Genomic DNA, 25,981 nt, shown 5'->3' with positions numbered 1-25,981 from the left:
TAGTGAAGCTGTTTGTTTCAAGTAACGAAAATATTATACCCACTCGTACGTACGCACAAAAGCAGTGGCAGCGTGCAAGTCGGGGTAGAGCACCCGGTCGCGGCTCACGAAGGTAACTTGCGTGCGGAAAGCGGTTAGCACCTCCTCTAGCGCCTCCGAAGTGCGAGCGGGGCGGCGGAAGGCCAGCGCTTGAACGGCGGTGAGTAGCTCAATAGCCAGAATCTGCTCGACATTTGCAACCACGCGCAGCGCCTTAGTGGCCGCGTTGGCGCCCATGCTCACGTGGTCTTCCTGGCCGTTGCTACTCACAATGCTATCCACCGAAGCGGGGGTGCACAGCTGCTTGTTCTCGCTCACGATGCCGGCGGCCGTGTACTGCGGAATCATCAATCCTGAATTCAAGCCGGGCTCGGCCACGAGGAAGAGCGGCAGCCCCCGTTGGCCACTCAGGAGCTGGTAAGTGCGCCGCTCCGAAATGCTGCCTAACTCGGCGGTGGCAATAGCCAGCATATCCAAGGCCAAAGCCAGCGGCTGCCCGTGGAAATTGCCGCCGCTCAGAATCAGGTCGTCGTCGGGGAAGAGGTTGGGGTTGTCAGTAACCGAGTTGCATTCCGTTTCCAGCACTTGCTGCACGTAGGCCAGCGCGTCGCGGGAGGCGCCGTGTACCTGGGGCAGGCAGCGGAAGGAGTAGGGGTCTTGCACAACTTTTTTAGGTTGCTGCTGCAACTCGCTGCCGCTGAGTAACTCCCGAATTCGCTGGGCCACCAACTGCTGCCCGGCGTGGGGCCGGATGCGGTGCAGGCGCTCATCAAACGGCTCACTACGCCCATCAAAAGCCTCTAACGACAGAGCGCCGAGTACATCGGCAGCATCGAGCAGGCGTTGCACGCGCAACAAGCAATGCACGCCGTAGGCCAACATAAACTGCGTGCCGTTGAGCAGGGCTAGCCCTTCCTTGGCTTCCAAGGTGAGCGGCGTCCAGCTAAACAAACTAAAGGCGTCGGCGGCAGCTAAGCGGTAGCCCTGATAGTTCACTTCGCCGAGGCCAATCAGAGGCAAGCACAAATGCGCCAGCGGTGCCAGGTCGCCGCTGGCGCCCAACGAACCTTGCTGGTACACCACCGGCAGAATCTCGCGGTTGTAGCAGTCCAGCAAACGCTGCACCGTAGCCAACTGCACGCCGCTGTGGCCGTAGCTCAAGCTTTGGGCTTTCAGCAGCAACATCAGCCGCACTACCTCGGGTGGCACCTCAGCGCCGGTGCCACAGGCGTGCGACATCATCAGGTTGATTTGCAACTGGCTCCGGTCGGCGGGCGAAATGCTGGTATTGCACAGCGCCCCAAAGCCCGTATTGATGCCGTATACCGGCGCGTCGGAGTGGGCCAGGCGCTCGTGCAGGTAACTGTAGCAGACCTCAATGCGCTGGCGGGCTTCCGCGGAAAGTATTAGGCGGGGGTTGTCGCGCAGCAGGTGCCGGATTGTGGCGAGGTCGAGGTGGACGGAAGGGGCAAGGGCGTAATCGTCGTGGTGGGGCATGGGTGGAAAAATGCAGCGGGTAAGCGGATGAGTTTCAAAAGTGAGCTTTTGCCAGAGAACTAGAAAAGGCAATACCGGTCTTGGCTGAGTGGAGCCTAACGCGAAAATCCGTTTCGCGCCGAGCAGCGCGAGTTCTGAGGCAGGAGGGCCACGAGGCGCGGCGCCAACTACTCGCTTCGTTCGTCGCGAAACGGATTTCCACGCTTTAAAACATTAACTAGTCGCACGCCCTAGCAAGCTAAACACGCGCCGAACGATTTGGGAATTGAAGCAGAAGCTGTAGCGCGAAGCCTGCGCTGCGCGTATCGTTGCTGACTGCCAGGCCACCTTCCCCGCCAACATTCTCCGATACGCGCAGCGCAGGCTTCGCGCTACAGCCTCTCAACCCAAGAATCGCTCTAAGTTTGTTAGCTTACCAACTCCATCAGTACTTCTTCTAGCGAGAGCAGTTTTTCTTCGCCGGAGCCCATGTTTTTGAGCTTGAACTTATTGGCATTTCGCTCTTCTGAGCCTTGCAGGAGCACAAACGGAATGCCTTTCTGGTCGGCGTACTGCAATTGTTTTTTGAGCTTGCCCGCTTCCGGGTACAACTCACTGGCCACCCCGGCCTCGCGCAGTTGGCGCAAGGCGGGCAGCACGGCCCGCTCGGCTTCCTCATCGAAGTTGGCTACCAGGCAGCGCGTGGTAGTAGCCACGGCGGCCGGAAATAGGTTTAGCTCGTCCAGGCAATCATAGAGTCGGTCTACGCCAAACGAGAAGCCCACGCCCGACACTCCCGGCAGCCCGAAAGCCCCGGTCAGGTTGTCGTAGCGGCCGCCGCCGCTCACGCTGCCCATGTTCACGTTGTTGATCTTGATTTCGAAGATGCAGCCCGTGTAGTAGCTCAGGCCGCGGGCCAGCGTCACGTCGAAATCCAGGTGGTCGAACTGCGTGAATTCAAAGCTCTGCAAATATTCGTACACCCGCTGCAAGTCCTGCAAGCCCTTGTAGCCGTCGTTGTCGGCACTGTCGGTATCGACGCCGGCCGTTACGAAACCGGCTAGCAGGCGCTCTAGCTTTTCCCCGAAGCTGCCTTCCACTCCTAGCAGGGCAAACAGCTTGCCCATCGCTTCTTCCGAGAAACCCCGGTCGGCTAGTTCCTTTTGCACGCCGTCCACCCCAATCTTATCGAGCTTGTCGATGGCAGTGAACAGGTCTACTTCGGTGCCTTCCCCGCCAAGCGCCTGGTAGATATTGCGCAGTACCCCGCGGTGGTTGATTTTGATGGTGAAATCCGTTAGGCCGAGCGTGTTCAGTACCTCGCACATCATGAGCACGATTTCCGCCTCGCACAGCAGCGAGTTGGTTCCCACCACGTCGGCATCGCACTGGTAGAATTCGCGGTAACGGCCGCGCTGGGGCCGGTCGGCGCGCCATACCGGCTGAATCTGGTAGCGCTTAAACGGGAAAACCAGTGTGTTGCGGTTCATCACTACGTACCGGGCAAACGGCACGGTGAGGTCGTAGCGCAAACCTTTCTCGGCTACTTTCGGCAGCACGCGCCGGGTAGCTCTGCCGTCTTCGTTGGCTAAATCAGCCGCGGTTACGTCTTTGAGAAAGTCACCGGAGTTAAGAACCTTGAATAAGAGCTGGTCGCCCTCGTCGCCATATTTTCCCGTCAGTACTGACAGGTTTTCCAGCGTGGGCGTCTCCAGGGGCGCGTAGCCAAACTTTTCGAACGTCCGGCGGATACTACCGAAGATATAGTTGCGGCGGGCCACCACGGCCGGGCCAAAGTCGCGGGTGCCTTTGGGGATGCTAGGTTTTGGGGTGCTCATCAGGAAATGAATAGAAGCAGATCAGAGCGTAAAACTACGCAAACCGCGCGGCGGTGCCCGGCCTCACCTGATCATGTGGAGTCGGACGCCGCTTTTTTCTATCCATGCCTCGGCGTTTTAGGGATCTGGCCAGCCGGGTGAGGCCTCGATAGCCTCACCTAATTTGCCGTGTTGCCGGGTAATAGAGAGGTAAGAGTCTATTGCGTGCCGGGGTGTAGAGACGCAACACTTCGCGTCTCGGCGTCGAATGACCAATACCGCCCTTAACAAACAACCTCAGCAACGCCGAGACGCGAAGTGTCGCGTCTCTACAACCAAACGGTTATTAGCGTAAGCAGCTTGTGCCTTATGTATGAAGGGCTTTGAGTTAGTGAGGAGAATTTATTTCATCTACGGCATCTAGCAGGGAGGGCACGAGTACGGGCTGGGAGGCTGCATCGAGGTTAAGAAAATGGTGACTCACCGCATTGGGAACGTGGCATAGCACCAACCGCCGGCTTTGAGTTCGAAGCATGAAGGCGTAAGCCAACAGCAAATCCACGGCCTCTTCGGTTAGCCTTTCCACTAAACTGCAATCCACTAGAACAGCGCGTTTTTCGCTTCGGCTGGCTCGGTGTAGCGCGCGGGTAAGTTTTACTTCGCCTTGCTGGCAGGCAATATCAGGTGAGAGAATCAGCAGAAACCCGTTAGGGAGCATTTCCCGGTAGACGTCAAGCATTCGCGAGATAACAGGATTTGAATAAGAACCGCACTAAACCAATCTTATTGAACTTATCCGGAAGCATAGGTTCGATTTCAACCGTCATCCGGCTGCTAAGATTGAGGATTTTACCGTGTATTAACAGCTTTAGTTACCTGTTAAATGTATATTCTAATAGCATTTATACTTTTTATTGCTCAAGGATAATAACAAGACCCTAATCAGTCGATAAAAGACGAATTAGCCTGATGAAATTAGAATATATCCTAGTGAGGCCAGTATAGACTAGCCATTGTGCTGGCTGTTAATACAATACAGGCTTGCTTGTGAAGCTCAACATTAGTAGTTCTGAATAATCACACAGCCAAAAGGAGGCTGAACCCCAGTGTTCTAGTTGCGATAGAAACGGAAGCCCCGTCCAGCAACCTAATCGTTAGACGAATTAGGTTGCTGGACGGGGCTTTCAGTGCTACTACCTGGCTACGACGATGCGAAGGCCAGCAGTACCTATGCTGGTTTCACTTACCGAGCGGCGTATGCCCGCAGGGTATGACGATTCAGGGCAATTAGTTTTGTTGAAACCATCGAGTTGGACTGCATCCGCTGTACTTGCTGTAGCGTGGCGCCGAGCATCCGCGCTACGCGGCGGTGAGCAGCACGGCTCTTGCAGGGGTCGAGGCACAAACCCTCCAAACGCTCTTCATACAAAAGTTCGTGCTGGTCGTTGTAGAAGCGCACTACCGTATGGTCGCGGTTGCTTTGGTCGGTTATCAAGTTCCAGTAGCCCGACGTAGCTATTACAGGCGATTCGGTGTACACAACTTGCTGGGCCATAGCCATAGTAGCGGAGAGTATGAGCAGCAAGCACACCAAACTCAAACGGGAAAGCAGGGAGGTTTTCATGAGGGGAGAGACGTAAGAAAGAAGTGGAAAGGAAAAATTTGGAAACAGAACACTAGGCTAAGCCGGGGCAAACCGGCAAGCACTTGAAAATAAGATAGATGAAGTTGGGGAGGCGCCCGGCTAGGGCCTTGGGCAGCAGGTGCTAAGCAGCTGGTTTGACGGCCGCAGGTTTCGCCTTGTCTTGCTGTGCTACTACGTTCCGGCTACCCGTAACCGTGGGCTGGTCCGTTGAGGAGCGGAGCGTAAGCACGCCCATTTGGTGGCGGTTGTGCAGTGCCCGGAGCGCAATAGTAGGCTGCTGGGGCTGGTAGCCGAGCACGGTAGTTTGCACCACGTACTTGCCAATGGGCACCTTGCGAAAGTGAAAGTTGCCACGCGCATCGGTGGTGCCGGTTGCGGCTAGGCGGTGGTCGGTGGCGCGGAGCAATACCACGCTGGTATGCGGAATGGCCTCTTTCGTGTCACCATCGCGCAAGCTGCCAGAAAGGGTGCCCGAGCTGAGCAGGTGAGCCGAGAGTTGCAGCCCGGTCATCGAAAAAATGAAAGCAACTAAAGAGCGGTTTACAAAGGAAGTTTTCATGAGGATGTTGGCAAAAAAGAGCGCAAAGAGCCGCCTGCCGACCAGCCTGACGTCGCAGGCCTGCCGAAAAAACAGGAGCAATACCAAATAAATTTAGGAGAGTCGGGCCCGAGGAAACTACTTGCTTGGCCTGCAAGCTACCTGGGACAAAAGCTCCACCTCATGCGGTGGAACATCTTCGGCGGGCGGGTGGCCGTGACCTTACCGGGAGGTAAAAGTCGCCGCGGGCCGAAGCAGGAGCGGGAAAGAACGGCGGAAGTAGCTAGCTGTCTGCCGGGGAAATGCGCAACTGCCTATATAGATGGAAGCAGTTGCGGAAAAGATGCCTGCGTGACAAAAAATATTTTCAACACCTCGCTACAGTCTAATTGAATTGGTGAAGCAAACGTAATCGGGCTATTTTCTGGGGCCAGTAGCAAGATGAGGTCACCTTTAATAGCTGGTTTCTGATGTGGATACCGTCCAACGCAGGGGACGTTACAGAGAACAAGGAAATTATTTTCCGCAGCGGTATTGTTACTCTCCAATTAGCCGCTTAACCGCCGAAGCCACCGCCGCCACCCTGGGGCTGGTTCTCAATCTTCTTGGGCGGCTTGTTGGAGCCCAAGTACCACGAGAAGCCTACGTAGCCTACCCGCGACTCCCACTTGTTGTAATACCGGGCGCGGAAAGTGGTGCCGGTAGCATCCGTGGTGTACACTTCTGTCAGGTTGCGTTGGGTGTTAAACAAGTCACTCACCCGCAGCGTTAAGGCGCCCCGGTCGTTAAACAAACGCTGGCGCAACGCTACATCAACGGAGCCTACTGGCGCGAGGCGGCCCTGGGTGGTAATCACGGCGGCGCGGTAGTTGCCCGTCACTTGCATATCCAGCTTCGGAGTAGGGGTGAAGCTGTTCATCAGGCGCGCCGTGCCGGATACCGTGCGCCGGCTCGATTCGTTGCCCGTAGCTGCGGTTACGTTGGTTTCAAACAGCGAGCCGCTGGCCGTCAGGCGCCACCAGCTCGTGAGGGGCTGGTTGTAGGATACCTCACCACCCAAGCTAGTGGCTTGGCCGAAGTTATCGGCGTAGGTGGCCGTAATTACGGCGCCGTTACCGTAGAGGCGAGTAGCCGTCGTGTCTACTCGCACCAAGCGCTGAATGGCATTGGTGGTTTGGCGGTAAAACAACGTGGAGTTGAGCGACGCTTTGCCGATCGTCACCTGGTGCCCTAACTCGAAAGCATTGATATACTCGGGCCGTAGCGTAGGGTCGCCGATGCGGTAGGTGCGCTGGTCTTGGTAGAGCGGGAAGGCCAGCAGCTGCATGAAACCGGGCCGGTTGAGGCGGCGCGAGTAGCTCAGTTGCACGCGCTGGTCGGCGGTGGGCAGCGTCCGCACGACGGTAGCCGACGGAAACAGGTTGAGGTAGTTGAGTTGAAACTTACCGGTGCCACCTTCCACCTGGCCGCTGGTGTTGGTATATTCGGCCCGCACGCCGCCTTGTACCCGCCATTTGCCCATTTCGTGCTGAGTTGTGGCGTAGCCCGCCTGCGTGTACTCGCGAAACTCGTAGGCATACGACCGGTCGGCAATCCGCTCCATTGCCGGGCCGTCGGCGGCTTGGCGTAGGAAGTCATCGGTACCATCGTTGCGCATTAGCTGTCCTTTCAGGCCGGCTTCGAAACGGCTTCTGTCGCCAAGGGGGTGCACATAATCGGTTTGGTAGGAAGCAGCATTCAGCGTTACGTCCAGATCTTGTTTCCACTCGCGCAGGTCAGCCGAGCCTTCCGTGTTGCGCTGCCCTACTTCTACATCGGCAAGTAGGTTGTTGTAGGCGACATTGGCCGTCCATTCGCGGCCCTTGTGGGCTTCCCAGGTGTGGCGGTAGTCCACGGATGCTTCCGAGTTTCGGATGTCTTCCGTCACCCCAAAAGTGCTGCTGATGCGGTTGGTGCCCGCGGCATCTGTCAGCGTAGCTAGCTGATTGCCCGTGTTGAGGCCTTTGTTGCGGTTAGGTTCCAAGGTCAAGGTCAGGCTTTGCTCCGGCGAAATGGTGTAGTCAAAGCCCAGGCGGGCGGCGTGGTTCACGTTGTGGCGCCGGTTGGTGCCGTCTTGGTTGATGCGCAGTTCCTGGCCTTCCAGCGTGGTGGTTTGCTGGGTGTTCATCAAGCTGCGGTATCGGTCGTCGCGGAAATCATACGAGCCAAACCAGTTGATTTTGCCGGCCCGGCGGTTCAAGCTCAGGCTGGTGTTGTACTTATCGCGGGTGCCCAGGTTGAGGGTGGCTTGGCCGTTCCAGCCGTCTTTCTTCTGCTTTTTCAGAATAATGTTAATCACTCCGGCCCCACCCGCCGCATCGTAGCGGGCCGAAGGATTAGTCACGACTTCCACCTTCTCAATGGAACTGGCCGGGATTTGCTCTAGCCGGTTACCACCCGTGGCCGTGTTGGTCGGCTTGCCGTCAATAAGAATGGTGATGTTGCTGCTGCCCCGCATACTCACCGTGCCGTCGGGCGATACGGCTACGGAAGGTACATTTTGCAGCACGTTCACGGCCGTACCGCCCACGCTGCTCAAATCCTTCTCTACGTTGATTACCTTCTTATCCAGGCTTTCCTCCACGGTGGCCCGCTCGCCCTGCACCGTCACGCCGGCCAGTTGGGTGGCCGTAGGGAGGAGCTTTAGGGTGCCTAACCGAGCGATAGGCGCGGTTCCCGTCAAAGTAACCAATTGTCGCAGCGGCTTATAGCCGAGTACGGTGGCCTTTAGTAGGTACTGTCCGGCCGCTACTTTCGCCATCTCAAAGGTGCCGTTGTCTGCGGTCTGGGCTCCAGCTACAAAGCTGCTGTCGCCGTGGGCTTGCAGCAGCACCACGCTGGCAAAAGAAAGGGGCTGCCCGGTTTTCTGATCGAGCAACGTACCCGAGATAGAGCCAGTAGCAGTGCTTGCCGCAACCTTAGTAGAGGCCCCGTTCTGGGCTCGCAGTTCCAGAGGAGAGAAGCTAAGGGCAGACACAGTGAGGACCCCCAGGCACTGAAGTGCTTGGTTAGCAGGAAAGAAAGTCATTGGAAGTGGTGAGTGAAGTGGACGAATCAGGCAAAGAAGTGCCATTCCAGGCGGCCGCGGCTCCGCTGGGTGACTGTTTGCAGAAATTCAAGCACAGTGAGAACGGATGCGTTTGGCATAAAACCAGGCATCAAGCGGCCAAAGCACAGAGGGCGGCGGATCGAAACAGCTGTTTCTGTCGGGCCGCCCGGCACCTAACCCGGTTGGTGAGGTGGTGTCCGGCGTTTGCCGTGGCGGCCCCCGTTAGAGGCCAGTGACACGGCGGAGAGATTATCTATCTAATGACCCAAAGGTAACAGAAGGTACTATGTAACGCAAGGTACCTTCGAAAAAAATTTAATAGCGCTGACAAGTCATGAGAGATATTTTGAACTATAAAGACTTGCAAAGGTGTTCTGAGCCTCTTTGCAGCTGTACAAATAGCACTACCATTAAAGGACAAACCCGAAATATTTTATTTTCTCTATCAAGTAAACTGTTGATCTGGATTATCTACCACCAAAATACCACTGCTATATATAGGCTTGCTTGTCAGATGTAGGCTATAAAGCGAGTGTCACTTATAGGCTCCCTACACTAGCCTAGAGTTGCTCTTCCCGAATGCTTTGCACACAGGATGCACAGCCTCCCGTATCGCGCCTTCTTATGTATAGAACATAGAGTTGTTCGTTTCTCTCACAGTAGGCTGACGGGGTAGACAGCAATTGCCTAGGATCTCATAACCTCCATTTAGTAAAGCATAACGCAACTGCGCCGTGTAGAAGAGCGAGTATTCTCACTGCTAAATGCTTTTGCTTTCTGCAAGTCTGCCTTATGCAACTCCTCAACTGCTAAACGAACACAATAGACATCAGATCCGCCTAGCAACAGAAAGCGTGTTCAATACCATAATAGTAGTAATCAAGGTTTGCATTTTTAGAGCTTCTATTCGGCAGGCAATGATAAAGTGTATTGCTATGCCTACAGCGACTTATACTATAAGTTTTGCGTGATATTTCGCCAGTGTGACTCTAATTCAGAAGAGAATTATTCGAATGCCCGAATTTTTTTTCAGGGTCTAAATACAGGATACTACCCCTGAATCTTGGCCTTGAACCTGATAATATAGGTAAAATTATAATTTTTTATGAGTAGAATTATTCAATTCGATTTGGATTGGCCCGAATTATGCAGATAACTCTAAGAATGCGATAGGAGTAGAAATATGCCGTCATTGCTTGCTGTTAGGCTATTATAGGTAAATGTTTACCTTTGAAAAACGAAACAGAGTTGTTGGGAATATAGGTGTAGGAAGTGAGGAAAGGATATTGTGGACTTTGGAAAAATCTAACTTTATGAATCTTACAGCAGATAGATATTTTCAAGGAACGGAAATCAACTGGAATGCCTTGACCAGCGTCAATGAATTCCTTATTCTGGCTCTTCCCAGCGGTATTCGCCTTTTAACTCCTACGCTCGAACTCGTGTGGACCCCAACCATTGGGTTAGCGTAACCTTCCGACTATTTCACTTAAAGATCTGGCTGCAAACTATTTAGCGGCTTCTTCTTGCAGTGCTATCTAGCACTTCTCACTCTTCTCACTCTTTGTTCTCTTCTGTTGTGTCTTTCGAAGTAGAAACACCAGCTCAGATCGTAACGCCAGCTACCGCTCTCCCAACGGATTGTGCTCCCGTTACTGCGACCAACACGGCCATTAGTGCGGCGCCCGATGTTGCCACGACGCCCGTTACTTCTTATGCTAACGTTGTGTTGCCCGGTGATTTTCCCGACCCTACCATTGCCAAAATTGGGGATACCTACTGGGCCAGCGCCACTTCGGCAGAGTGGGGTCCGGTATTCCCGCTTTTCAAGTCCACTAACCTAGTGGATTGGCAGTTGGTTAGCCACGTCTTCCCAACCAATGATTCATTGCCGGAGTGGACAGAGGCCAATTTCTGGGCTCCCGAGATTTTCCACGAAAACGGTAAAACCTACGTCTACTATACCGCCCGCAAGAAAGGCGGCCCCTTAGCAGTAGGTGTGGCCAGCGCCGACGATCCGGCTGGCCCTTACACCGACCATGGCCCACTAGTGGCGCAACGTTACGGTTCCATCGACGGCTTCCCCATGCGCGACGAGAAGGGGAATTTGTACCTGGTGTGGAAGGAAGATGGCAACGCCTACAAGAAGCCAACCCCCATCTGGGCACAGCGCATCAACGCCACCCATACCAAACTGGTGGGCAAAAAAGTGGAATTGTTCCGCAACGATGCGCCGTGGGAAGGCTGCTTGGTTGAGGGCTCCGCCATTGTGCGGCACGACAAGTACTTCTACATGTTCTACGCTGGCAACGGCTGCTGCGGCAAGTGCTGCACTTATGCTACTGGTGTGGCCCGCGCGGAGAGTCTGCTAGGCCCCTGGGAGAAGTGCCCCGAAAACCCGATTCTCAAGAAAAATACCACCTGGAAGTGCCCCGGTCACGGCACAGTAGCCGAATACGAAGGCCGCTGGTTTTTGCTGCACCACGCGTATCATGTGCAGAGCCACGAGTTTGTGGGACGGCAGGGCATCCTGAGCGAGTTCACTTGGAACGAGGAAGGCTGGCCTGAGTTTGAAGGCAAAAGCCCGCAGGCTGCGCCCTTGCACGACGTAAGCATTCTGAACGTAACCGACAACTTCGAAGGTAATTGCCTGGCGGGTACTTGGCAGTGGCCCATCGGGCGCGAGCCAGAGGTAGGCGTAAGCGACGGGCAACTGTTGCTCACCGCCAGCCCCACCGGAATGGGCTCTATTGTAGCTCAGCGCACGTTTACGGCCACGTATAAGGTGACTACCGCCGTGGAACTAGGCTCGTTGGAGCCGGCTACTTTTGCTGGTTTATCGGCCATCGGTGACCCCAACAACGCGTTAGCGCTGGTAGTCGGTGACGGCATGCTGCAAGTATGGTCGGTGAAGGCAGGTAAGCGCGAAAGCATCACCAAGATTGATTTGCCAGCTGGTAAAACCCTCAATCTGCGGCTAGAGTCCTGGGGTGGCCAGCGCTTCCGCTTCACCTACAACGTCGATGGTAACTCTTGGCAGCCCGTTGTACTCGACAGCTTCGCTCTCAACGGGACCTATCTGCCGCCTTGGGACCGGGGTATCCGCGTGGGCCTGTTTGCGCAAGGTTCGGCCACGTCCACGGTTGCCTTCAACCAATTTACCATCCGCAACCAGCGCTAGAATAAGTAAAAATTTCGCCTGATATACTCAAAAAGCCCGACCACCTAGGTGGCCGGGCTTTTTGCTTTGTAGTATTTCGCCGCCGAACACTTTGTCCATTTATGGACAGGTTTCCAGACCGCTGAATAGGTATAAGTGCATTTAAGTATTTGAGCAATAATTACTTGTGAGAATGGCACGCCCCTTGGCTGACAGTATAGGAAACCTTTCCTCTCCTGTACGAAAATGGACAGAGCACTTTCAACTTCTATCTTAAATCGGCGCCAGCGCCGCAACTGGCTTGTCGGAGGCGGCTTAGTACTTCTGTTGGTGGCTGGTCTGCTGGCTTTTCGGAGCGCCCTAAAGCCAAGTCTGAAGCGCAGCAGCATCCTTACGGCTACCACCGAAATCGGCGACGTGGAGGCTTCCCTTACAGCATCGGGCCTTATTATTCCGGCCCACGAAGCCGTCATTACCAGCCCCATCCAGAGCACCATTCGGCAGGTAGCCGTGGCAGTGGGCAGCAAGGTGCAGCCGGGGCAAACCATCTTGGAGTTAGACAAAGAGCTAACTACCTCGGCCCTAGCCAAGCTCCAGGACGAACAGCAGCAAAACCGCATCAAGAACAGTCAGCTGCAACTAACCCTTGAAAAAGCGCTGAACGACCTTCGCTCCCAGGAGCAGGTGCAGCAGGTGAAAGTCCGCAGCTTGCAGTCAACGCTGCGCGACGAGCAGTATTTGCTGAAGATTGGGGGCGGTACCTCGGAAAGCGTACGGCAGGCCGAACTAAATCTGAAAGTGGCGCAACTAGAGTTGCAGCGCCTGGGAGAGCAAATCCGCAACCAGCGAGCCGCCAACGCCGCCGACGTGCGGGAACTCGGCTTTACTATGCAAATCCAAGACCGCAGCATTGCGGAACTGGCTGGCAAACTGGTTCAAGCCAACATCAGCAGCCAGCAGCCCGGCGTGCTTACCTGGGTGAACGAAGACCTGGGCACCACCGTGCAGGCCGGTGATGCGCTGGCCCGGGTTGCCGACCTAAGCCGGTTCCGGGTGCGCGCTACCATTTCCGACAACTACGCCGATGCCCTGCACCTCGGCGACCCGGTGGTGGTCCGCATCAACGATACCGACCTGCGCGGCACCATCAGCACCGTGAGTCCGGCCGTAGACAAAGGTGTGGTGTCCTTTTATGCTTCCTTGGCGAAAGACCACCATCCGGCGTTGCGCTCCAACCTGCGGGCCGACGTGTTTGTGGTGACCAAGGCGCATCACAACGTGGTGCGGGTTAAGAACGGCCCTTTCTACCAAGGTGGCAAAGAGCAGCCGGTGTTTGTGGTAACCAACGGCAAGCTCGTTCGGCGGACGGTGCAGGTCGGCGACAGCAACTTCGACTTCGTGGAAATAAAGAGTGGGCTGCGGGCCGGCGAAGAAATCGTCTTGTCCGACATGAAGGACTACCTCGACACGCCCGAACTCACCCTCAACAACTAAGCGCCCGATGAAACGGATACTTACTTTTCTGTTGCTGGCCGGAGGTACCGCCGCGGCCCAAGTCCCGAGCACAACGCAGACGCTGGAACAAGTTATTGAACTGGCACTAAACCAGTCGGCGGTGGCCAAGCAGACACAAACCACCCGCGACCAAAGCTACTGGCAGTGGCGCACCTACCAAGCTAACTACAAGCCGCAGCTAGGTTTGCAAGGCACTTTGCCCGGTTTCAGCCGCGCCGTTACGCCCGTGGTGCAACAAGATGGTACCACCGAATTCCGCGCCGTGCGCATCAACAATTCCAACCTGTCGTTGGCAGTAAGTCAGAACATCGGCCTGACCGGTGGTCAAGTATTTATAGCGTCCGAAGTACAGCGTTTCGACGATTTCAATGGCGGCCTAAAGCGCTACAACAACCAGCCCGTGAGCATTGGCCTGATGCAGCCTATCGGCAAGTTCAACAACTTGCGCTGGGCAAACCGGATTGAGCCGTTGCGCTACCAGGAAAGCCAGCGCCAATACGTGGAAGAGCGCGAAGGCATAGCACAGCGCATTACAGAACTGTATTTTGATGTGCTTCAGCAGCAAGTGAATGCCGAAGTAGCCAGCCAAAACGTGCGTGCCAACGAGGAACTGCTGCGCCTCGGCAAAGAGCGTTACCAGTTGGGCTACCTCTCACAAAGTGACTTGTTGCGGCTGGAACTGAACCTGTTGAATGCCCGCCAAGCCATGGCCCAAGGCCAACTCGACGCCCAAAATGCGGCCGTAAGCTTGCAAAGCTATACCGGCCTGCGCGCTGAAACCCTGCACCTAAGCGTGCCCGTTGCGGCGCCGCGCCTAGTGGTGCCCGCTGAACTGGCCCTGGCCCAAGCCCGCCAAAACCGAAGTGTGGTACTGAGCTTCCGCCGCCGGCTGCTGCAAGCAGAACGGGAGGTGGCGCTAGCCCGCGGCACTACGGGCTTGCAGGCCACGCTGTCGGCCAACTTAGGCTACGTAAACCAAGCCAGCAACCTGTGGGACACGTATGCGGCCTTGCAAAATCAGCAGCAGGTGCAACTCACGTTCTCGTTGCCGCTCGTGGATTGGGGCCGGCAACGGTCTATTATGAAAACGGCGGAGCTAACCCGCCGCCAAGTGCAGAACGATGTAGCACAGGAGGAGTTGAGCTTCGAGCAGAATGTGCAGGTGCAAGCCACCCAAATCAACACGCTGAGCGAGCAGCTGGCCCTGGCTACTCGCGCCGATTCACTGGCCCAGCAGCGCTACGATATTGCCCAAGCCACCTACAAAGTCGGCCGCATCAGCCTCACCGACCTCACTATTGCTTCTGCTGAAAAGGACCAGGCTCGCCGCGCCTACATTTTGGCTTTGCGCGCTGCCTGGGTGGCGCACTACCGCCTGCGGGCCCTCACGCTCTATGATTTCGAGCGGCAAATGCCGTTGGCCGCGAAGTAAAACGTGGTCCGAAATGGCTTTGCCTAGATGACTACGAGCTGTGTCCGTCAGCGGTATCTACTCGCTGCTTGCCACCGGCTGGGGAGCAACCGTGAGAGTGGAACCGGCACTGGCCACCACAATGAAAACTACCGCCAGCCATTGGCCGAGGGTTAGCTGTTCGCCGAGCAACAGCCAACCAGACAGTGCCGCTGCCACTGGTTCCAGGCTCATTAAAATGCTGAAGGTGCGCGTGGACATAGACTTGAGGGCCTGCATTTCCAGCGTGAAGGGTAGCACGCTGGAAAACACCGCCAGCAGCCCGCCCAGCAGCAGCAAATGCGGAGTCAGGGCCAACAAGTTGCCGCTGGCTAGGCCAAAGGGCAGCACGGGCAAGGCGGCAAACAGCATGCCGACGGCGACAGCCAGGGAGCCTGGCAGCACAGCCGCTGTCCGCCGACCTAGCACGATGTACACGGCCCAGCACGCGCCGGCGGCCAGGGCAAAACCCCATTCCCACTAGGTCCACACCGTGCCCGCTCCAGGGAGTAATTAGGGCAATGCCCGCCCCGGCCAGCACCACCCACACCACGTCCACCCAGCGACGCGAACCGGCCAAGGCTAAACCCAGCGGGCCGACAAACTCCAGGGTCACGGCTAAGCCGAGCGGCACGCGGGCCAAGGCGCAGTAAAAAAGAAAGTTCATGGCGCCCAGCGCTAGGCCGTAGGGTACCACGGCGCGCCACTGCGCCGGCCGCAACCGCCCAAGCCGGGGCCGTACCACCGCCAGCAACACCAGCGCCGACAAGCCTATGCGGACGCTAGTAGTGCCGGCTGCCCCAAGCAGCGGAAACAAGCCTTTGGCAATGGCCGCGCCACCCTGTACGCTAACGATGGAGAGCAGCACGGCAGGTACGGCGGGCAGTGAAAAACGCGAAGAGTTGGGCATAAGATGTAGATCGAGGCCGCTGTGGGTTGATATGGCCTCGTTGAACTAGCTAGCGCGGAAGTCAAGCAAGATATTAGCTTCCGCCGCAGGACGGGCCAAGTACAGGCCTATGCTCCTGGTGGCTCAGCTATTTATTTTCGAACACACTGTCCGTTTTCGGACAGATTTTATAGATGAATCATTTGCCGTTATCTATATAAATAATTGAAAGTGAATAACTTATAACAATGGCACGGCGCTTGGATATCCTACGGTGAACCGAGGGGCGCACTGCTCGAATCCGGACAACTTCTTTTGCCATTCTTCTTACTCTTCGCCCTTCTCATGGAAAACATTCTCTCTCAATCGGCCGCCCGGCCGCAGGCTTCCCCCGGCGCAGTTCCTACTGCTGCCAGCCAGCCCGTTATTCAGTTGCGCGACATCGAGAAAGTCTACCAAACCAAAACCATTGAAACAGTGGCTTTGAACCGCGTGAACCTGACCATCAACAAGGGCGAGTTCGTGTCGATTATGGGGCCATCGGGCTGCGGGAAGTCGACGCTGCTCAGCATCATTGGCTTGCTCGACGAGCCCACGAGCGGCGTAATAGAGCTGGATGGCCGGCCGGTGCACTCGTATTCCGACAAAGAGCTGGCTTCGTTGCGCAACCACAAAATTGGGTTCGTTTTCCAGAGCTACCACCTCATCAACGACCTATCGGTAATCGACAACGTGGAACTGCCGCTGCTCTACCGGCCCGGCGTAGGGGGCAAAGAGCGGCGCCAGCGGGCCTACGCCGCCCTCGACAGAGTAGGACTGAGCGCGCGCACCAACCACTTCCCGAGCCAGCTTTCGGGGGGGCAGCGCCAGCGGGTAGCCATTGCCCGCGCCCTGGCCGGCCGCCCCGAAATCATTCTGGCCGACGAACCCACGGGCAACCTCGACTCGGTGATGGGCGAGGAAATCATGGACCTGCTGCTCAACCTCAACCGGCAGGAGGGCACCACCATCGTGATGGTAACCCACGACGAGCAGCAAGCCCGCCGGACCGAGCGGCTCATTCGCTTCTTCGACGGCAGCCAGGTGCAGTAAGGCTAAGTGCCTGCTTAGCAACTGTGTGCTTCACTACCTTATCGTCCAACGATTCGCCAAGCGGGAACCTGGCGTTAGCTCTCTTCCATGAAAACGCTTTCCTTTCCACTACCTGATGCCGAGTTGGTGGCTGCTTGCCGCTTAGGCAGCGCGGCGGCGCAGGAGCAACTCTACCAGCGCTTCGCCCCCAAGATGCTGGCTTTGTGCTTGCGCTACGTTCGCCACGAGTTTGATGCCGAGGATACGCTGGCCCGCGGTTTTGTGAAGGTGTTCCGCAGCCTCGGCCAGTTCGAGGGCAAGGGTTGCCTGGAAGGCTGGGTGCGTCGCATTATGGTGCGCGAAGCCTTGGGCGTGCTCCGCAGCCGGGAATCCTTTACGCTTAGCCTTGAAGACTTCCCCACCGACCACCTCGCCACCGACCTGCCGGCGGCGGATGTGGAGCTACAGGCCGCCGACCTGCTGCAACTGGTGCAGGCGTTGCCTGCTGGGTACCGGGCGGTGTTCAACCTCTACGCTTTGGAGGGCTACAGCCACTTGGAAGTAGCCGGGTTGCTTGGTATTTCGGAGGGCACCAGCAAGTCGCAGCTTAGCAAGGCCCGGGCTGTGCTGCAACGGCAGGTAGCGGTACTCCACTCTTCATTTTCCACTTCTCTCTACGCCTCCGCTCATGTTGCTTAGCTACCTCAAAATCGCCTGGAAGGTCTTGCTGCGTCGCAAGTTCTTCACCTTCATTAGCCTGTTCGGTATCAGTTTCACCTTGCTTGTGCTGCTGGTCGTTTTTGCGCTTTTCGACCATGTAGCCGGAGCCCATGCGCCCGATAAGCGCGTCGACCGGATGTTGTTTGTAAATAGTCTAGGGCACGAAATGCACAACGATGGTGGCTGGATGAACTCACCCGTCAGCATCCATTTCATTGACGACTATGTGCGGACGATGAAAACGCCGGAGCTGGTGGGCGTTACCTCGTCCGTGCGCAATGCTACCGCTTTCTCCAACAACCACCTTATGCCACTGGATGTCCGCTACACCGATGGCAATTTCTGGCGCGTTATGGACTTCGACTTTTTGGCCGGGCGGGGGTTCACGGAAAACGAAGTGAAACAAGCGCAACTGGTGTGTGTGCTGAACGAGCATATTGCCCGGGCCTACTTCGGCACCACGACGGGCGTGGTTGGCCGCATCATTGAAATAGATTTGAAACGGTTCCGGGTGGCCGGCGTGGTGCCCAACGTGTCCGCCTCGCACCTCTATTCCTATGCCGATGTGTGGGTTCCCTACACCCTAAGCAGAGACTATTTCAAAGACAACCGCCTTGCTGGGGAGTTCATCCCGCTGCTATTAGCGCCTTCCACCCACGAGGTAGCGGCCATGCAAGATGAATTCAAGCAGGTGATGCGGCGGGTACAAATTCCGAATCCGAAGGAAGTGAAAGCGGTGTATGCCTACGCCGATCCAATCCTGGCGGGCATCACGCGGCAAATCCAGGATTACAAGCCCGGAGTTGGGAAGGGTGACAATCAGTTGGGGCGTTTCTACCTTATTGTGACCGTATTGGGCTTGCTTTTTATGTTGTTGCCCGCCCTAAATCTGGTGAACCTGAACGTGACGCGCATTCTGGAGCGCTCTTCTGAGATTGGGGTACGCAAGGCCTTCGGCGCTTCCAGCCACATGCTGGTAGGGCAGTTTCTGGTCGAGAATGTGGTGCTGGCCCTGCTGGGCGGACTGCTGGGCTTGAGTTTGGCTGCGGCGGTGCTGGCTATGCTCAACGACAACCACGTGATAGCCTACGCGCAGTTTACGCTGAGTTGGCGGGTGTTTGCCTGGGGTATGCTCCTGACGCTGGTGTTCGGGCTGATGAGCGGCGTTTACCCGGCCTGGAAAATGTCGCGCCTGAACCCGGTTGCCGCCCTGCGCGGCTCTGCCGACCAAACCAAGTAATTGCGACCATTAAGGCCCTGGAATATTCCGTGCGGTTTCGCTTCACTTCTTGTTTTCAACTGCCATGCTTCGTCATATTTTCAAATTGATCTGGAACCGTAAGCAGTCTAACCTGCTGCTTATAAGCGAGATATTCTTCTCCTTTGTTGTGCTCTTCGGAGTAGGCACGGTGCTAATTACTTTCGGTAAGCATTACTTGGAGCCGCATGGCTTCAGCCATAAGCAGGTTTGGCGGTTGCAGATTGCCGCCGGGCAGGGCCAGAAAATGCCCCGCACCGAACTCGACAACGTGCTACGCCAAGTGCGGGCGCTGCCGGGCGTGCAAACGGTGGCCCTTTCTAGTTTCAATACGCCCTTCACCTTCAGCACGATGAATGGGGGCTTCCATGCCGGCAACAACGAGATAACTGATGTCAACCACTACGACGCCGACGACGACTACGCGGCGGCCATGGGGCTGCAACTACGGGAAGGCCGCTGGTTTAAGCCCCTCGACAATGCCTCTACCCGCCGCCCGGCCGTCATTACGCGGGATATGCGCGAAGCTTTATTTGGCGCCGGGCCAGCGGTAGGCCGAACCTTTGCCTGGGGGGATGTCAACCATGTCAGCGACGCCAAAGACGAGTTTCAGGTGGTAGGCGTAGTGGAGGCCGTGCGTACCGACAACGAGTTCGGACCGGCAACGCCTTCGGTGTGGAAACGTCTGCTGCCCTACGACACTACCCGCTGGGAAGGAGCCACCGTATTGGTGCGCGTACGGCCCGGCGAAGGCGGTGAGCTACAACAGAAAATAACCCGAACGGTGGCAGGCGTTACGCGGCAGTGGACCACGGAAGTGCGGACCATGGAAGACGACCGCCTCAACAAGCGCCGCTACACCCTTACGCCACTGGTCGGGCTAGCTTTGATAGGAGGTTTCCTGGTTGTAAATGTTGCGCTGGGGTTGTTTGGCGTGCTGTGGTACAACATCAGCCAGCGCCGGGCCGAAATTGGACTGCGGCGGGCAATGGGCGCCACGGGGGCCGCTATCAGCCGGCAATTTCTGGGCGAAATGGCCATGGTCACCACCCTGGGCGTCGTGTTGGGTGGGCTGTTGGCGGCGCAGTTTCCCTTGTTAGGAGCGTTTAGTTTGCCCCCGACGCTGTATGTCGCGGCTATTGCGGCGGCGGCGCTGCTGGTGTATCTCATCACGGCCTTGTGTGCTTTCTACCCTAGCCGGCTGGCCGCCGGAATTCGCCCGGCAGTGGCCCTGCGCGAGGAGTAGGAAGCCTGGCGTACAAAGTCTGCGCTGCGGCGCAGCAACTTGATTTGCTATTTCCGTTCTTCGCGCTCGAAGCTATGATACTGATTGTTGACGACGATGTGGCCGTGCGCACCTCGCTGGGGCTCCTGTTGAAGCAGGCCGGCTACCCGGCGAAAGGCGTAGCTACGCCCGCCGAAGCCTTGCGCCTGGTGCAGGAAGTTGCGCCCCGCTTGGTGCTCATGGACATGAACTTCTCCCTCGACACCAGCGGCCAAGACGGGTTGCAACTGCTGGCTGAAGTAAAGCAAGTGGCCCCGCAAGTCCCTGTGATTCTGATTACGGGGTGGGGGTCCATCACGCTGGCCGTGGAGGGAAAGAAAGCGGGAGCCGCCGAATTCGTGACCAAACCCTGGCACAACGATTCCCTGCTGCAAACGATTCGCACCATCCTGAGCTTGCGCGAGGTGGAAACGGAAACCGACCCCGCCGCCCTCAGCCGCCGCCAACTCGATAAGCAGTACAATTTCCAAAACATCGTGGGGCAGGATATGCGGTTGCTGCACGTGCTGCGCAACGTAGGCCAGGTGGCCGCTACCGATGCTTCGGTGCTGATTGAGGGCGAAAGCGGGACGGGCAAAGAGCTAATTGCCGAGGCAGTGCACCACAACAGCCACCGCCGGCGCCAGCCCTTCGTGAAAGTGAACCTGGGCGGAATCTCGGCGTCGTTGTTTGAAAGCGAAATGTTCGGGCACCGCCGCGGGGCCTTCACCGACGCCAAAACCGACCGGGTGGGCCGCTTCGAGCTAGCCAACGGCGGCACCATCTTCCTCGACGAAATAGGTGAACTGGACCTGAGCAGCCAAGTGAAGCTACTCCGCGTGCTGCAAGACCGCACCTACGAAGTGCTCGGCGACAGCAAACCCCGCCGCCTGGATATCCGCGTTATCTGCGCCACCAACCGCAACCTGACCGACATGGTGCAGCAGGGCCGCTTCCGCGAAGATTTGTTTTACCGCATCAACCTGATTACCGTGCGCCTGCCCGCCCTGCGCGAACGGCCGCAGGATATTCCGCTGCTGGTGCAGCACTTCGTAGACGGCTTGCGCGCCACTTACAGCCGCCCGTCGCTCAAAGTGAACACGCGGGCTCAGCACTGGCTGCAAGAGCAGCCCCTGCCGGGCAACATCCGGGAGCTGAAAAACCTGGTGGAGCGGGCGGTGCTGGTCAGCGGCAAAGACGAGCTAGGCCCCGAAGATTTCCAGGCTCAGTTCCAACGTGCTTCCGCCCGGCCCTCCGAGTCCGGCGAGTTGCCCGAACCCGGCACCATGACGCTCGATGAACTCGAAGCCCACATGATTCGGCGCACCCTAGAGCACTACAGCGGCAATATCAGCCGGGTCGCCAAGGCTTTGGGCTTGAGCCGCGGAGCACTTTATCGGCGCCTAGAAAAGTACGCTATTCCGTTTGATGCCGAGTAGGGAGCAGCGGGAACTAAGTATATGTAACTAGAAGGCCAAGAAGCTAGCTCCTCCTCAAATCACCCTTCATGTCCCTGCGCATTAAGTTTATCCTGTTCGTTGCCATCATTCATACTGTGTTGATTGTGTTGGCGGGGCAGGTGATGCGCACGAATACGCCGCTCTTCATCGGGCTGGAAGTATTGCTGCTGATTAGTGTTTCCCTCACGGTTCAGCTCTACAAAAGTTTTGTACGGCCCTTCCAGTTGATTGCCGCTGGCACCGAAGCTATTCGAGCCAAGGACTTCTCCATGAAATTTGTGCCCGTCGGGCAACGGGAGATGGATCAACTCATTGACGTGTACAACCACATGATTGATGAATTGCGCAAGGAACGGATTACGCAGCACGAGAAAAGCTTCCTGCTCGAAAGCCTGATCCAGGCTTCACCGGCCGGCGTGCTGCTCCTCACGTTCGATGGCCGCATCGAAGGCGTGAATCCGGCGGCGGAGCGCATACTTGGCTTGCCGGCAACCAGCTTGTTGGGGCAAACACCTGCCCGCTTACCCGGTGACTGGGGAGCAGCGCTGGGTACTGTTTCCGAGCAAGAGCCGCAGGTAGTACGCCTTTCCGGCATTCAAACGTACCGGGCCAGTTGTTCGCACTTTGTGGATCGGGGGTTTACGCGCCATTTCATTGTGCTGGAAGAGCTAACCCAAGACCTTATTCGGCAGGAAAAGCAGGCGTACTCCACCCTGATCCGGATGATATCGCACGAAATCAACAACTCTATTGGCGCCATCAACTCCATTCTGCAAAGCTTCCACCACTACGCCTCCCAACTCAGCGCCGCCGACCAGCCCGACTTCACCGAAGCCTTGGAGGTATCCATCAGCCGCAATACGCACCTAGCCAATTTCATTGCCAATTTCGCCAACCTCGTGCGCTTGCGGCTCCCCACGCGCCAGCCCACCGACGTACACGAGTTGCTGCGCCACACCGAGCGGCTGCTCCACGTACAGGCCGAGCGACGGCGCATCAACTGGCACATGCAACTTGCGCCCGGCCCGTTGGTAGTTGACTTAGACGCTCAACAACTAGAGCAGGCGTTACTCAATATCGGTAAAAATGCCCTGGAGGCGATTGGTGAAGGGGGTAGCCTGTGGGTGCGCACCACGCAACAGCCCGCGCAACTTGTCATCGAAAACGACGGCCCCGGCATCCCGCCCGACGTGCAGCGGCGTTTGTTCACGCCCTTCTTCAGCACCAAGCGCGACGGGCAGGGCGTCGGCCTCACCCTCATCCGCGACATTCTCTTGCAGCACAACTTCACCTTCAGCCTACATACCCAGGAAAACGGCCGCACAGCGTTTATGATAAGATTCTAGCTCAAGCGTTGATACAGAACTAGAGAGCTAGCTTTAGTATCAACGCTTGATTGGCGGCTTGCGGGCTGGCGTAGGCCTACTAACTGGCGCGGTAGCCCCTTCGGCCACTAGCTGACCGTTGCGGAAGTTCTTTTTCTCTTGCACGGTTTTGCCATCGAGTCCGAAATACGTCCACACGCCCGACTGTTTGCCGTTGCGGTAGAAGCCGGTAGCTTCGGGCGTGCCATCTTCGCGAAGTAAGCGATAGGCGCCTGTTTTCAGGCCTTTTACGTAGGTGGTTTCGGTTTTCAGCTTGCCCGACGCATAGAATTCCTGACCCAGGCCGGTGGGCTTGCCGTTTTCGTAGAGCACCTTGCTTTGGATGGTGCCGGTAGGGTAGTAGGCCAGCTTTTCGCCGCCCAAGCGCCCGTTAACGTAGGTTTCCTGGCTCGCCACCTGCTTGCCCCCGGGATGGAAGGTGCGCCACTGCCCAACCGGCTGCCCGTTTTTGTACTGCTGCTCCCCGCGGGGGAAGCCGTCTTCGAAATACGTGGTGATTTTTCGGTCCTTGCCTTGGTTGGCGTACTCGATTTTCTGTTCTGGCTTGCCCGACTCGTAGAAGTCTTGCTGCGTGCCTACCAGTACGCCCTGACGGAAAGTTTGCTGGCTTTTGAGAGCCCCACTTTCATAATATGATTTGGCCGGCCCATCGAGCATGGAAGAGCCGCCGGTTAGGTTGCGGGCCTGCTTGGTGAGGTCGTCGCCGAGGGGGTTTTTTACGGCGCGGCCCGCGAAATTGCCAGCTATGGAGGTGCCTTCGGTGCGCAGCTTGCCCGAGCGGTAGTAACTGCGGTAGCTGCCCTTGCCAGTTTTGTCGGTCAGCACTTCGGTTTCCTTCTGGCCGTTGTCGTAATACGTGGTGTAGGGGCCGGCTAGCAACCCTTTGGCGAAGGTGGCCTCACTTTGCAACTGGCCGTTTTCGTAGTAGGTTTTTACGGGGCCGTTGGCTTGCCCGTTTTGGTAAGTGATTTCCACCTTGGGCTTGCCCGACGGATACAGCTCCCGCACGGCGCCGGCGGGCTGCCCGTTGGTGAGCGTAGTTTCCAGCTTCACCCGACCATCCGGAAACAAATAGCGCAAAAGGCCCGTGGGCTGGTCGTTTTCGTACGTGCCTTCCTGGGCCAGCTTGCCGGTTTCGTAGTACGTTTTGAAAGGACCCTGGCGGACGCCATCAGCGTAGGTTACTTCCAGCCGCCGCCCACCATTGGGATGAAACTCCACGTAGGCAGAATCGCGCTTGCCGCCCGCGTAGCGGGTTTGCGCCTCCAGCTTGCCAGTATAGTAAAAGCGCTTATACGGGCCTTCCATAACCGTGTCGCCCGCTACTACGGCCGAGTAGATTTCCCGCTTGTGGGTGTTGGTGGAATCGAAATAGGTGGTGAAGCGCCGCAGCTTTTGCGCCTGAGCGGCGGTGGAAAAGAGAAGCAGAACAAGCGTAATTCGTATCATGACAACAAGAACGCACGAAATCTCGGCAAAGTGCAGAGCGCACCACTCTAGCTGATTTCGTGCCACAGGTCACTTTAGGACCAGCTTCAGCGAAACGACAGCGCGACAACGAATTGGCTAGCACAACTCGATAGTGCTACTCAACTCGTTGCCGCGCTGCGGCTTTCCTTGTGCTTGTAGGTTCCGCGTGGCTACGCGAACATCGGCTCGGCATCCTTGGTTGGCAAAACGGTTTTGCCCATCAGAAACTTGTCTACTTGCCGCGCCGCCTCCCGGCCTTCCGAAATAGCCCACACCACCAACGACTGGCCCCGACGCATGTCACCGGCGGCAAATACCCGTGCTACGCTGGTCTGGTACGCCTTTTCAGTGGCCTGCACGTTGCCGCGTCCATCCAGTGCCACGCCAAGCTGCTGAAGCATACCGTTAGCTTGCGGATGCAGAAAGCCCATGGCCAGGAAAATGCGCTGGCAAGGCACTTCCCGTTCCGAGCCTTCTAGTTCCTGAAACTTCATCGGGCGGCCCAGTACGTCGGTTTCCCAGGTCACATCGGAGATGCGCAGGGCGCGCAGGTTGCCGTTTTCGTCGCCCAAGAACTCCTTGGTATTGACGCCCCAGTAGCGCTGGCAGCCTTCTTCGTGCGAGGAAGTGGTTTTGAGCACCATGGGGTAGTTGGGCCAGGGCATGTGCGCGGTGCGTTCCTTGGGCGGTTGGGCTAGCAATTCAAACTGCGTGACGGAAGCCGCCCCTTGCCGGTTGGAGGTGCCTACGCAGTCGGAACCCGTGTCGCCACCGCCAATTACGATTACGTCCTGCCCAGTTACCACAATCGGTTCTTGCTCGACTGCCCGCGCGCTTACGCGCTTGTTTTGCTGCTTCAAGAAATCCATGGCGAAATGGATACCCGGCAGCTCGCGGCCCGGTAGCGGCAAGTCGCGCGGGATGGTGGAGCCGCCCGTCAGGACTACGGCGTCGAATTCGTTCAACAACGCATTGGCGGGCAGATCCTTACCTATTTCGGTGTTGCAACGGAAAAGTACGCCTTCTTCTTCCATGAGGTTGATGCGGCGTTCGACCACCCACTTCTCCAGCTTGAAATCGGGGATGCCGTAGCGTAACAAGCCGCCCGGCATATCATCACGCTCGAACACCGTGACGGTGTGGCCCGCTTTGTTGAGTTGCGCCGCCGCCGCCAAACCGGCCGGCCCGGAGCCTACTACCGCCACCGTTTTGCCCGACTTCAGCAACGGGGCCGAAGGCCGAACCAGACCTTTTTGAAACGCCGTTTCGATGATGTGCTTCTCGATTTCCTCGATGGCCACCGGCGGCCGGTTGATGCCGAGCACGCAAGCCGATTCGCAAGGCGCCGGACAAATCCGGCCCGTAAATTCGGGGAAGTTGTTGGTGGAAATCAGCACGCGGTAGGCTTCCTCCCAATCCTGCCGGTACACGGCGTCGTTGAACTCGGGAATGATGTTGCCGAGCGGGCAGCCCGAGTGGCAAAACGGCACGCCGCAGTCCATACAGCGCGCGGCCTGGTGGTTGAGTTGTTCGGGCGAATACAGCCCCACAAACTCGTTGTAGTTGGTAATACGCTCGGTTGGGGCCACCTTGGCCGGCAGCTCCCGGTCGAATTGTTTGAATCCGGTGACGTGTCCCATGACGTGTAGTTGTTAATATGTAGAGACGCGGCACTTGGCTTTACCGACCTTCGGTTCGCGTCTCCTCGTTGCTGAGGTTATTTACAAGGAGCAGTT

General features: G+C 57.1%; 19 protein-coding genes. 10 read left to right on the top strand and 9 right to left on the bottom strand.

Annotated elements, in window-relative coordinates:
* Positions 1 to 33 precede the first annotated feature (33 nt).
* The 6 genes from hutH to ACFE7X_RS08235 all read right to left on the bottom strand — a co-directional run bounded on the left by hutH (position 34) and on the right by ACFE7X_RS08235 (position 8,582).
* Positions 34 to 1,536 (bottom strand): histidine ammonia-lyase, encoded by a 1,503-nt coding sequence (hutH, locus tag ACFE7X_RS08260; protein WP_375435196.1) that lies wholly within the window; start codon positions 1,534 to 1,536, stop codon positions 34 to 36.
* Between the two features lie 407 nt (positions 1,537 to 1,943).
* The gene (gene hisS, locus ACFE7X_RS08255; protein WP_375435195.1) at positions 1,944 to 3,353 is read right to left on the bottom strand and encodes a histidine--tRNA ligase; all 1,410 of its coding nucleotides are present in this window, start codon (positions 3,351 to 3,353) and stop codon (positions 1,944 to 1,946) included.
* A gap of 367 nt (positions 3,354 to 3,720) precedes the next feature.
* Positions 3,721 to 4,071: a hypothetical protein gene (locus ACFE7X_RS08250; protein ID WP_375435194.1), complete on the bottom strand. Its 351-nt coding sequence runs from the start codon at positions 4,069 to 4,071 to the stop codon at positions 3,721 to 3,723.
* A 504-nt stretch (positions 4,072 to 4,575) separates the two neighbouring features.
* Positions 4,576 to 4,956 (bottom strand): hypothetical protein, encoded by a 381-nt coding sequence (locus ACFE7X_RS08245; RefSeq protein ID WP_375435193.1) that lies wholly within the window; start codon positions 4,954 to 4,956, stop codon positions 4,576 to 4,578.
* A 142-nt stretch (positions 4,957 to 5,098) separates the two neighbouring features.
* Complete coding sequence (locus tag ACFE7X_RS08240) at positions 5,099 to 5,536, bottom strand: carboxypeptidase regulatory-like domain-containing protein (protein ID WP_375435192.1); 438 nt, start codon at positions 5,534 to 5,536, stop codon at positions 5,099 to 5,101.
* A 535-nt stretch (positions 5,537 to 6,071) separates the two neighbouring features.
* Complete coding sequence (locus tag ACFE7X_RS08235) at positions 6,072 to 8,582, bottom strand: TonB-dependent receptor domain-containing protein (RefSeq protein WP_375435191.1); 2,511 nt, start codon at positions 8,580 to 8,582, stop codon at positions 6,072 to 6,074.
* Between the two features lie 1,334 nt (positions 8,583 to 9,916).
* Here ACFE7X_RS08235 and ACFE7X_RS08230 point away from each other — a divergent pair.
* The 4 genes from ACFE7X_RS08230 (at position 9,917) to ACFE7X_RS08215 (ending at position 14,710) form a co-directional block, all read left to right on the top strand.
* Positions 9,917 to 10,075, top strand: a complete 159-nt coding sequence (locus ACFE7X_RS08230; RefSeq protein WP_375435190.1) for a hypothetical protein — start codon at positions 9,917 to 9,919, stop codon at positions 10,073 to 10,075.
* A gap of 107 nt (positions 10,076 to 10,182) precedes the next feature.
* Positions 10,183 to 11,784, top strand: coding sequence for a family 43 glycosylhydrolase (locus ACFE7X_RS08225; RefSeq protein WP_375435189.1), 1,602 nt, complete (start codon positions 10,183 to 10,185; stop codon positions 11,782 to 11,784).
* Between the two features lie 225 nt (positions 11,785 to 12,009).
* Positions 12,010 to 13,257 carry an efflux RND transporter periplasmic adaptor subunit gene (locus ACFE7X_RS08220; RefSeq protein WP_375435188.1) on the top strand — a complete coding sequence of 416 codons (1,248 nt, stop codon included), beginning with the start codon at positions 12,010 to 12,012 and terminating at the stop codon, positions 13,255 to 13,257.
* 7 nt (positions 13,258 to 13,264) lie between these two features.
* Positions 13,265 to 14,710, top strand: a complete 1,446-nt coding sequence (locus tag ACFE7X_RS08215) for a TolC family protein (RefSeq protein ID WP_375435187.1) — start codon at positions 13,265 to 13,267, stop codon at positions 14,708 to 14,710.
* A gap of 57 nt (positions 14,711 to 14,767) precedes the next feature.
* On the opposite strand, the gene ACFE7X_RS08210 is transcribed toward ACFE7X_RS08215, so the two are convergent.
* Positions 14,768 to 15,190 (bottom strand): DMT family transporter, encoded by a 423-nt coding sequence (locus tag ACFE7X_RS08210; RefSeq protein ID WP_375435213.1) that lies wholly within the window; start codon positions 15,188 to 15,190, stop codon positions 14,768 to 14,770.
* Between the two features lie 772 nt (positions 15,191 to 15,962).
* Between ACFE7X_RS08210 and ACFE7X_RS08205 the strand changes: the two genes are divergently transcribed.
* The 6 genes from ACFE7X_RS08205 (at position 15,963) to ACFE7X_RS08180 (ending at position 22,736) form a co-directional block, all read left to right on the top strand.
* The gene (locus ACFE7X_RS08205) at positions 15,963 to 16,709 is read left to right on the top strand and encodes an ABC transporter ATP-binding protein (protein ID WP_375435186.1); all 747 of its coding nucleotides are present in this window, start codon (positions 15,963 to 15,965) and stop codon (positions 16,707 to 16,709) included.
* Between the two features lie 87 nt (positions 16,710 to 16,796).
* Positions 16,797 to 17,387 carry an RNA polymerase sigma factor gene (locus tag ACFE7X_RS08200; protein ID WP_375435185.1) on the top strand — a complete coding sequence of 197 codons (591 nt, stop codon included), beginning with the start codon at positions 16,797 to 16,799 and terminating at the stop codon, positions 17,385 to 17,387.
* Positions 17,377 to 18,648: an ABC transporter permease gene (locus ACFE7X_RS08195; RefSeq protein WP_375435184.1), complete on the top strand. Its 1,272-nt coding sequence runs from the start codon at positions 17,377 to 17,379 to the stop codon at positions 18,646 to 18,648. The genes ACFE7X_RS08200 and ACFE7X_RS08195 overlap by 11 nt, the downstream gene beginning before the upstream one ends.
* A gap of 64 nt (positions 18,649 to 18,712) precedes the next feature.
* Positions 18,713 to 19,912 (top strand): FtsX-like permease family protein, encoded by a 1,200-nt coding sequence (locus tag ACFE7X_RS08190; RefSeq protein WP_375435183.1) that lies wholly within the window; start codon positions 18,713 to 18,715, stop codon positions 19,910 to 19,912.
* A 74-nt stretch (positions 19,913 to 19,986) separates the two neighbouring features.
* On the top strand, positions 19,987 to 21,369 hold the full coding sequence (locus tag ACFE7X_RS08185; RefSeq protein ID WP_375435182.1) for a sigma-54-dependent transcriptional regulator: 1,383 nt from the start codon (positions 19,987 to 19,989) through the stop codon (positions 21,367 to 21,369).
* Between the two features lie 68 nt (positions 21,370 to 21,437).
* Positions 21,438 to 22,736 carry a PAS domain-containing sensor histidine kinase gene (locus tag ACFE7X_RS08180; protein ID WP_375435181.1) on the top strand — a complete coding sequence of 433 codons (1,299 nt, stop codon included), beginning with the start codon at positions 21,438 to 21,440 and terminating at the stop codon, positions 22,734 to 22,736.
* A 39-nt stretch (positions 22,737 to 22,775) separates the two neighbouring features.
* Here the strand turns inward: ACFE7X_RS08180 and ACFE7X_RS08175 are convergent, their stop codons facing one another.
* Both ACFE7X_RS08175 and ACFE7X_RS08170 read right to left on the bottom strand, forming a co-directional pair.
* A complete protein-coding gene (locus ACFE7X_RS08175; protein ID WP_375435180.1) occupies positions 22,776 to 24,224 on the bottom strand; it encodes a toxin-antitoxin system YwqK family antitoxin in 1,449 nt (482 codons plus the stop codon).
* Between the two features lie 191 nt (positions 24,225 to 24,415).
* On the bottom strand, positions 24,416 to 25,885 hold the full coding sequence (locus ACFE7X_RS08170) for a glutamate synthase subunit beta (protein WP_375435179.1): 1,470 nt from the start codon (positions 25,883 to 25,885) through the stop codon (positions 24,416 to 24,418).
* Positions 25,886 to 25,981: the final 96 nt, after the last annotated feature.

The sequence above is a fragment of the uncultured Hymenobacter sp. genome (assembly GCF_964242765.1).
Lineage (GTDB): Bacteria > Bacteroidota > Bacteroidia > Cytophagales > Hymenobacteraceae > Hymenobacter.
Note: the sequence above shows the minus strand (reverse complement) of the source record. Positions and strands in the feature narration are given on the sequence as shown.

Coding starts and splice junctions, on each gene's coding strand:
- hutH (WP_375435196.1), bottom strand. CDS start 1,536: ATGCCCCACCACGACGATTACGCCCTTGCCCCTTCCGTCCACCTCGAC.
- hisS (WP_375435195.1), bottom strand. CDS start 3,353: ATGAGCACCCCAAAACCTAGCATCCCCAAAGGCACCCGCGACTTTGGC.
- ACFE7X_RS08250 (WP_375435194.1), bottom strand. CDS start 4,071: ATGCTTGACGTCTACCGGGAAATGCTCCCTAACGGGTTTCTGCTGATT.
- ACFE7X_RS08245 (WP_375435193.1), bottom strand. CDS start 4,956: ATGAAAACCTCCCTGCTTTCCCGTTTGAGTTTGGTGTGCTTGCTGCTC.
- ACFE7X_RS08240 (WP_375435192.1), bottom strand. CDS start 5,536: ATGAAAACTTCCTTTGTAAACCGCTCTTTAGTTGCTTTCATTTTTTCG.
- ACFE7X_RS08235 (WP_375435191.1), bottom strand. CDS start 8,582: ATGACTTTCTTTCCTGCTAACCAAGCACTTCAGTGCCTGGGGGTCCTC.
- ACFE7X_RS08230 (WP_375435190.1), top strand. CDS start 9,917: ATGAATCTTACAGCAGATAGATATTTTCAAGGAACGGAAATCAACTGG.
- ACFE7X_RS08220 (WP_375435188.1), top strand. CDS start 12,010: ATGGACAGAGCACTTTCAACTTCTATCTTAAATCGGCGCCAGCGCCGC.
- ACFE7X_RS08215 (WP_375435187.1), top strand. CDS start 13,265: ATGAAACGGATACTTACTTTTCTGTTGCTGGCCGGAGGTACCGCCGCG.
- ACFE7X_RS08205 (WP_375435186.1), top strand. CDS start 15,963: ATGGAAAACATTCTCTCTCAATCGGCCGCCCGGCCGCAGGCTTCCCCC.
- ACFE7X_RS08200 (WP_375435185.1), top strand. CDS start 16,797: ATGAAAACGCTTTCCTTTCCACTACCTGATGCCGAGTTGGTGGCTGCT.
- ACFE7X_RS08195 (WP_375435184.1), top strand. CDS start 17,377: ATGTTGCTTAGCTACCTCAAAATCGCCTGGAAGGTCTTGCTGCGTCGC.
- ACFE7X_RS08190 (WP_375435183.1), top strand. CDS start 18,713: ATGCTTCGTCATATTTTCAAATTGATCTGGAACCGTAAGCAGTCTAAC.
- ACFE7X_RS08185 (WP_375435182.1), top strand. CDS start 19,987: ATGATACTGATTGTTGACGACGATGTGGCCGTGCGCACCTCGCTGGGG.
- ACFE7X_RS08180 (WP_375435181.1), top strand. CDS start 21,438: ATGTCCCTGCGCATTAAGTTTATCCTGTTCGTTGCCATCATTCATACT.
- ACFE7X_RS08175 (WP_375435180.1), bottom strand. CDS start 24,224: ATGATACGAATTACGCTTGTTCTGCTTCTCTTTTCCACCGCCGCTCAG.
- ACFE7X_RS08170 (WP_375435179.1), bottom strand. CDS start 25,885: ATGGGACACGTCACCGGATTCAAACAATTCGACCGGGAGCTGCCGGCC.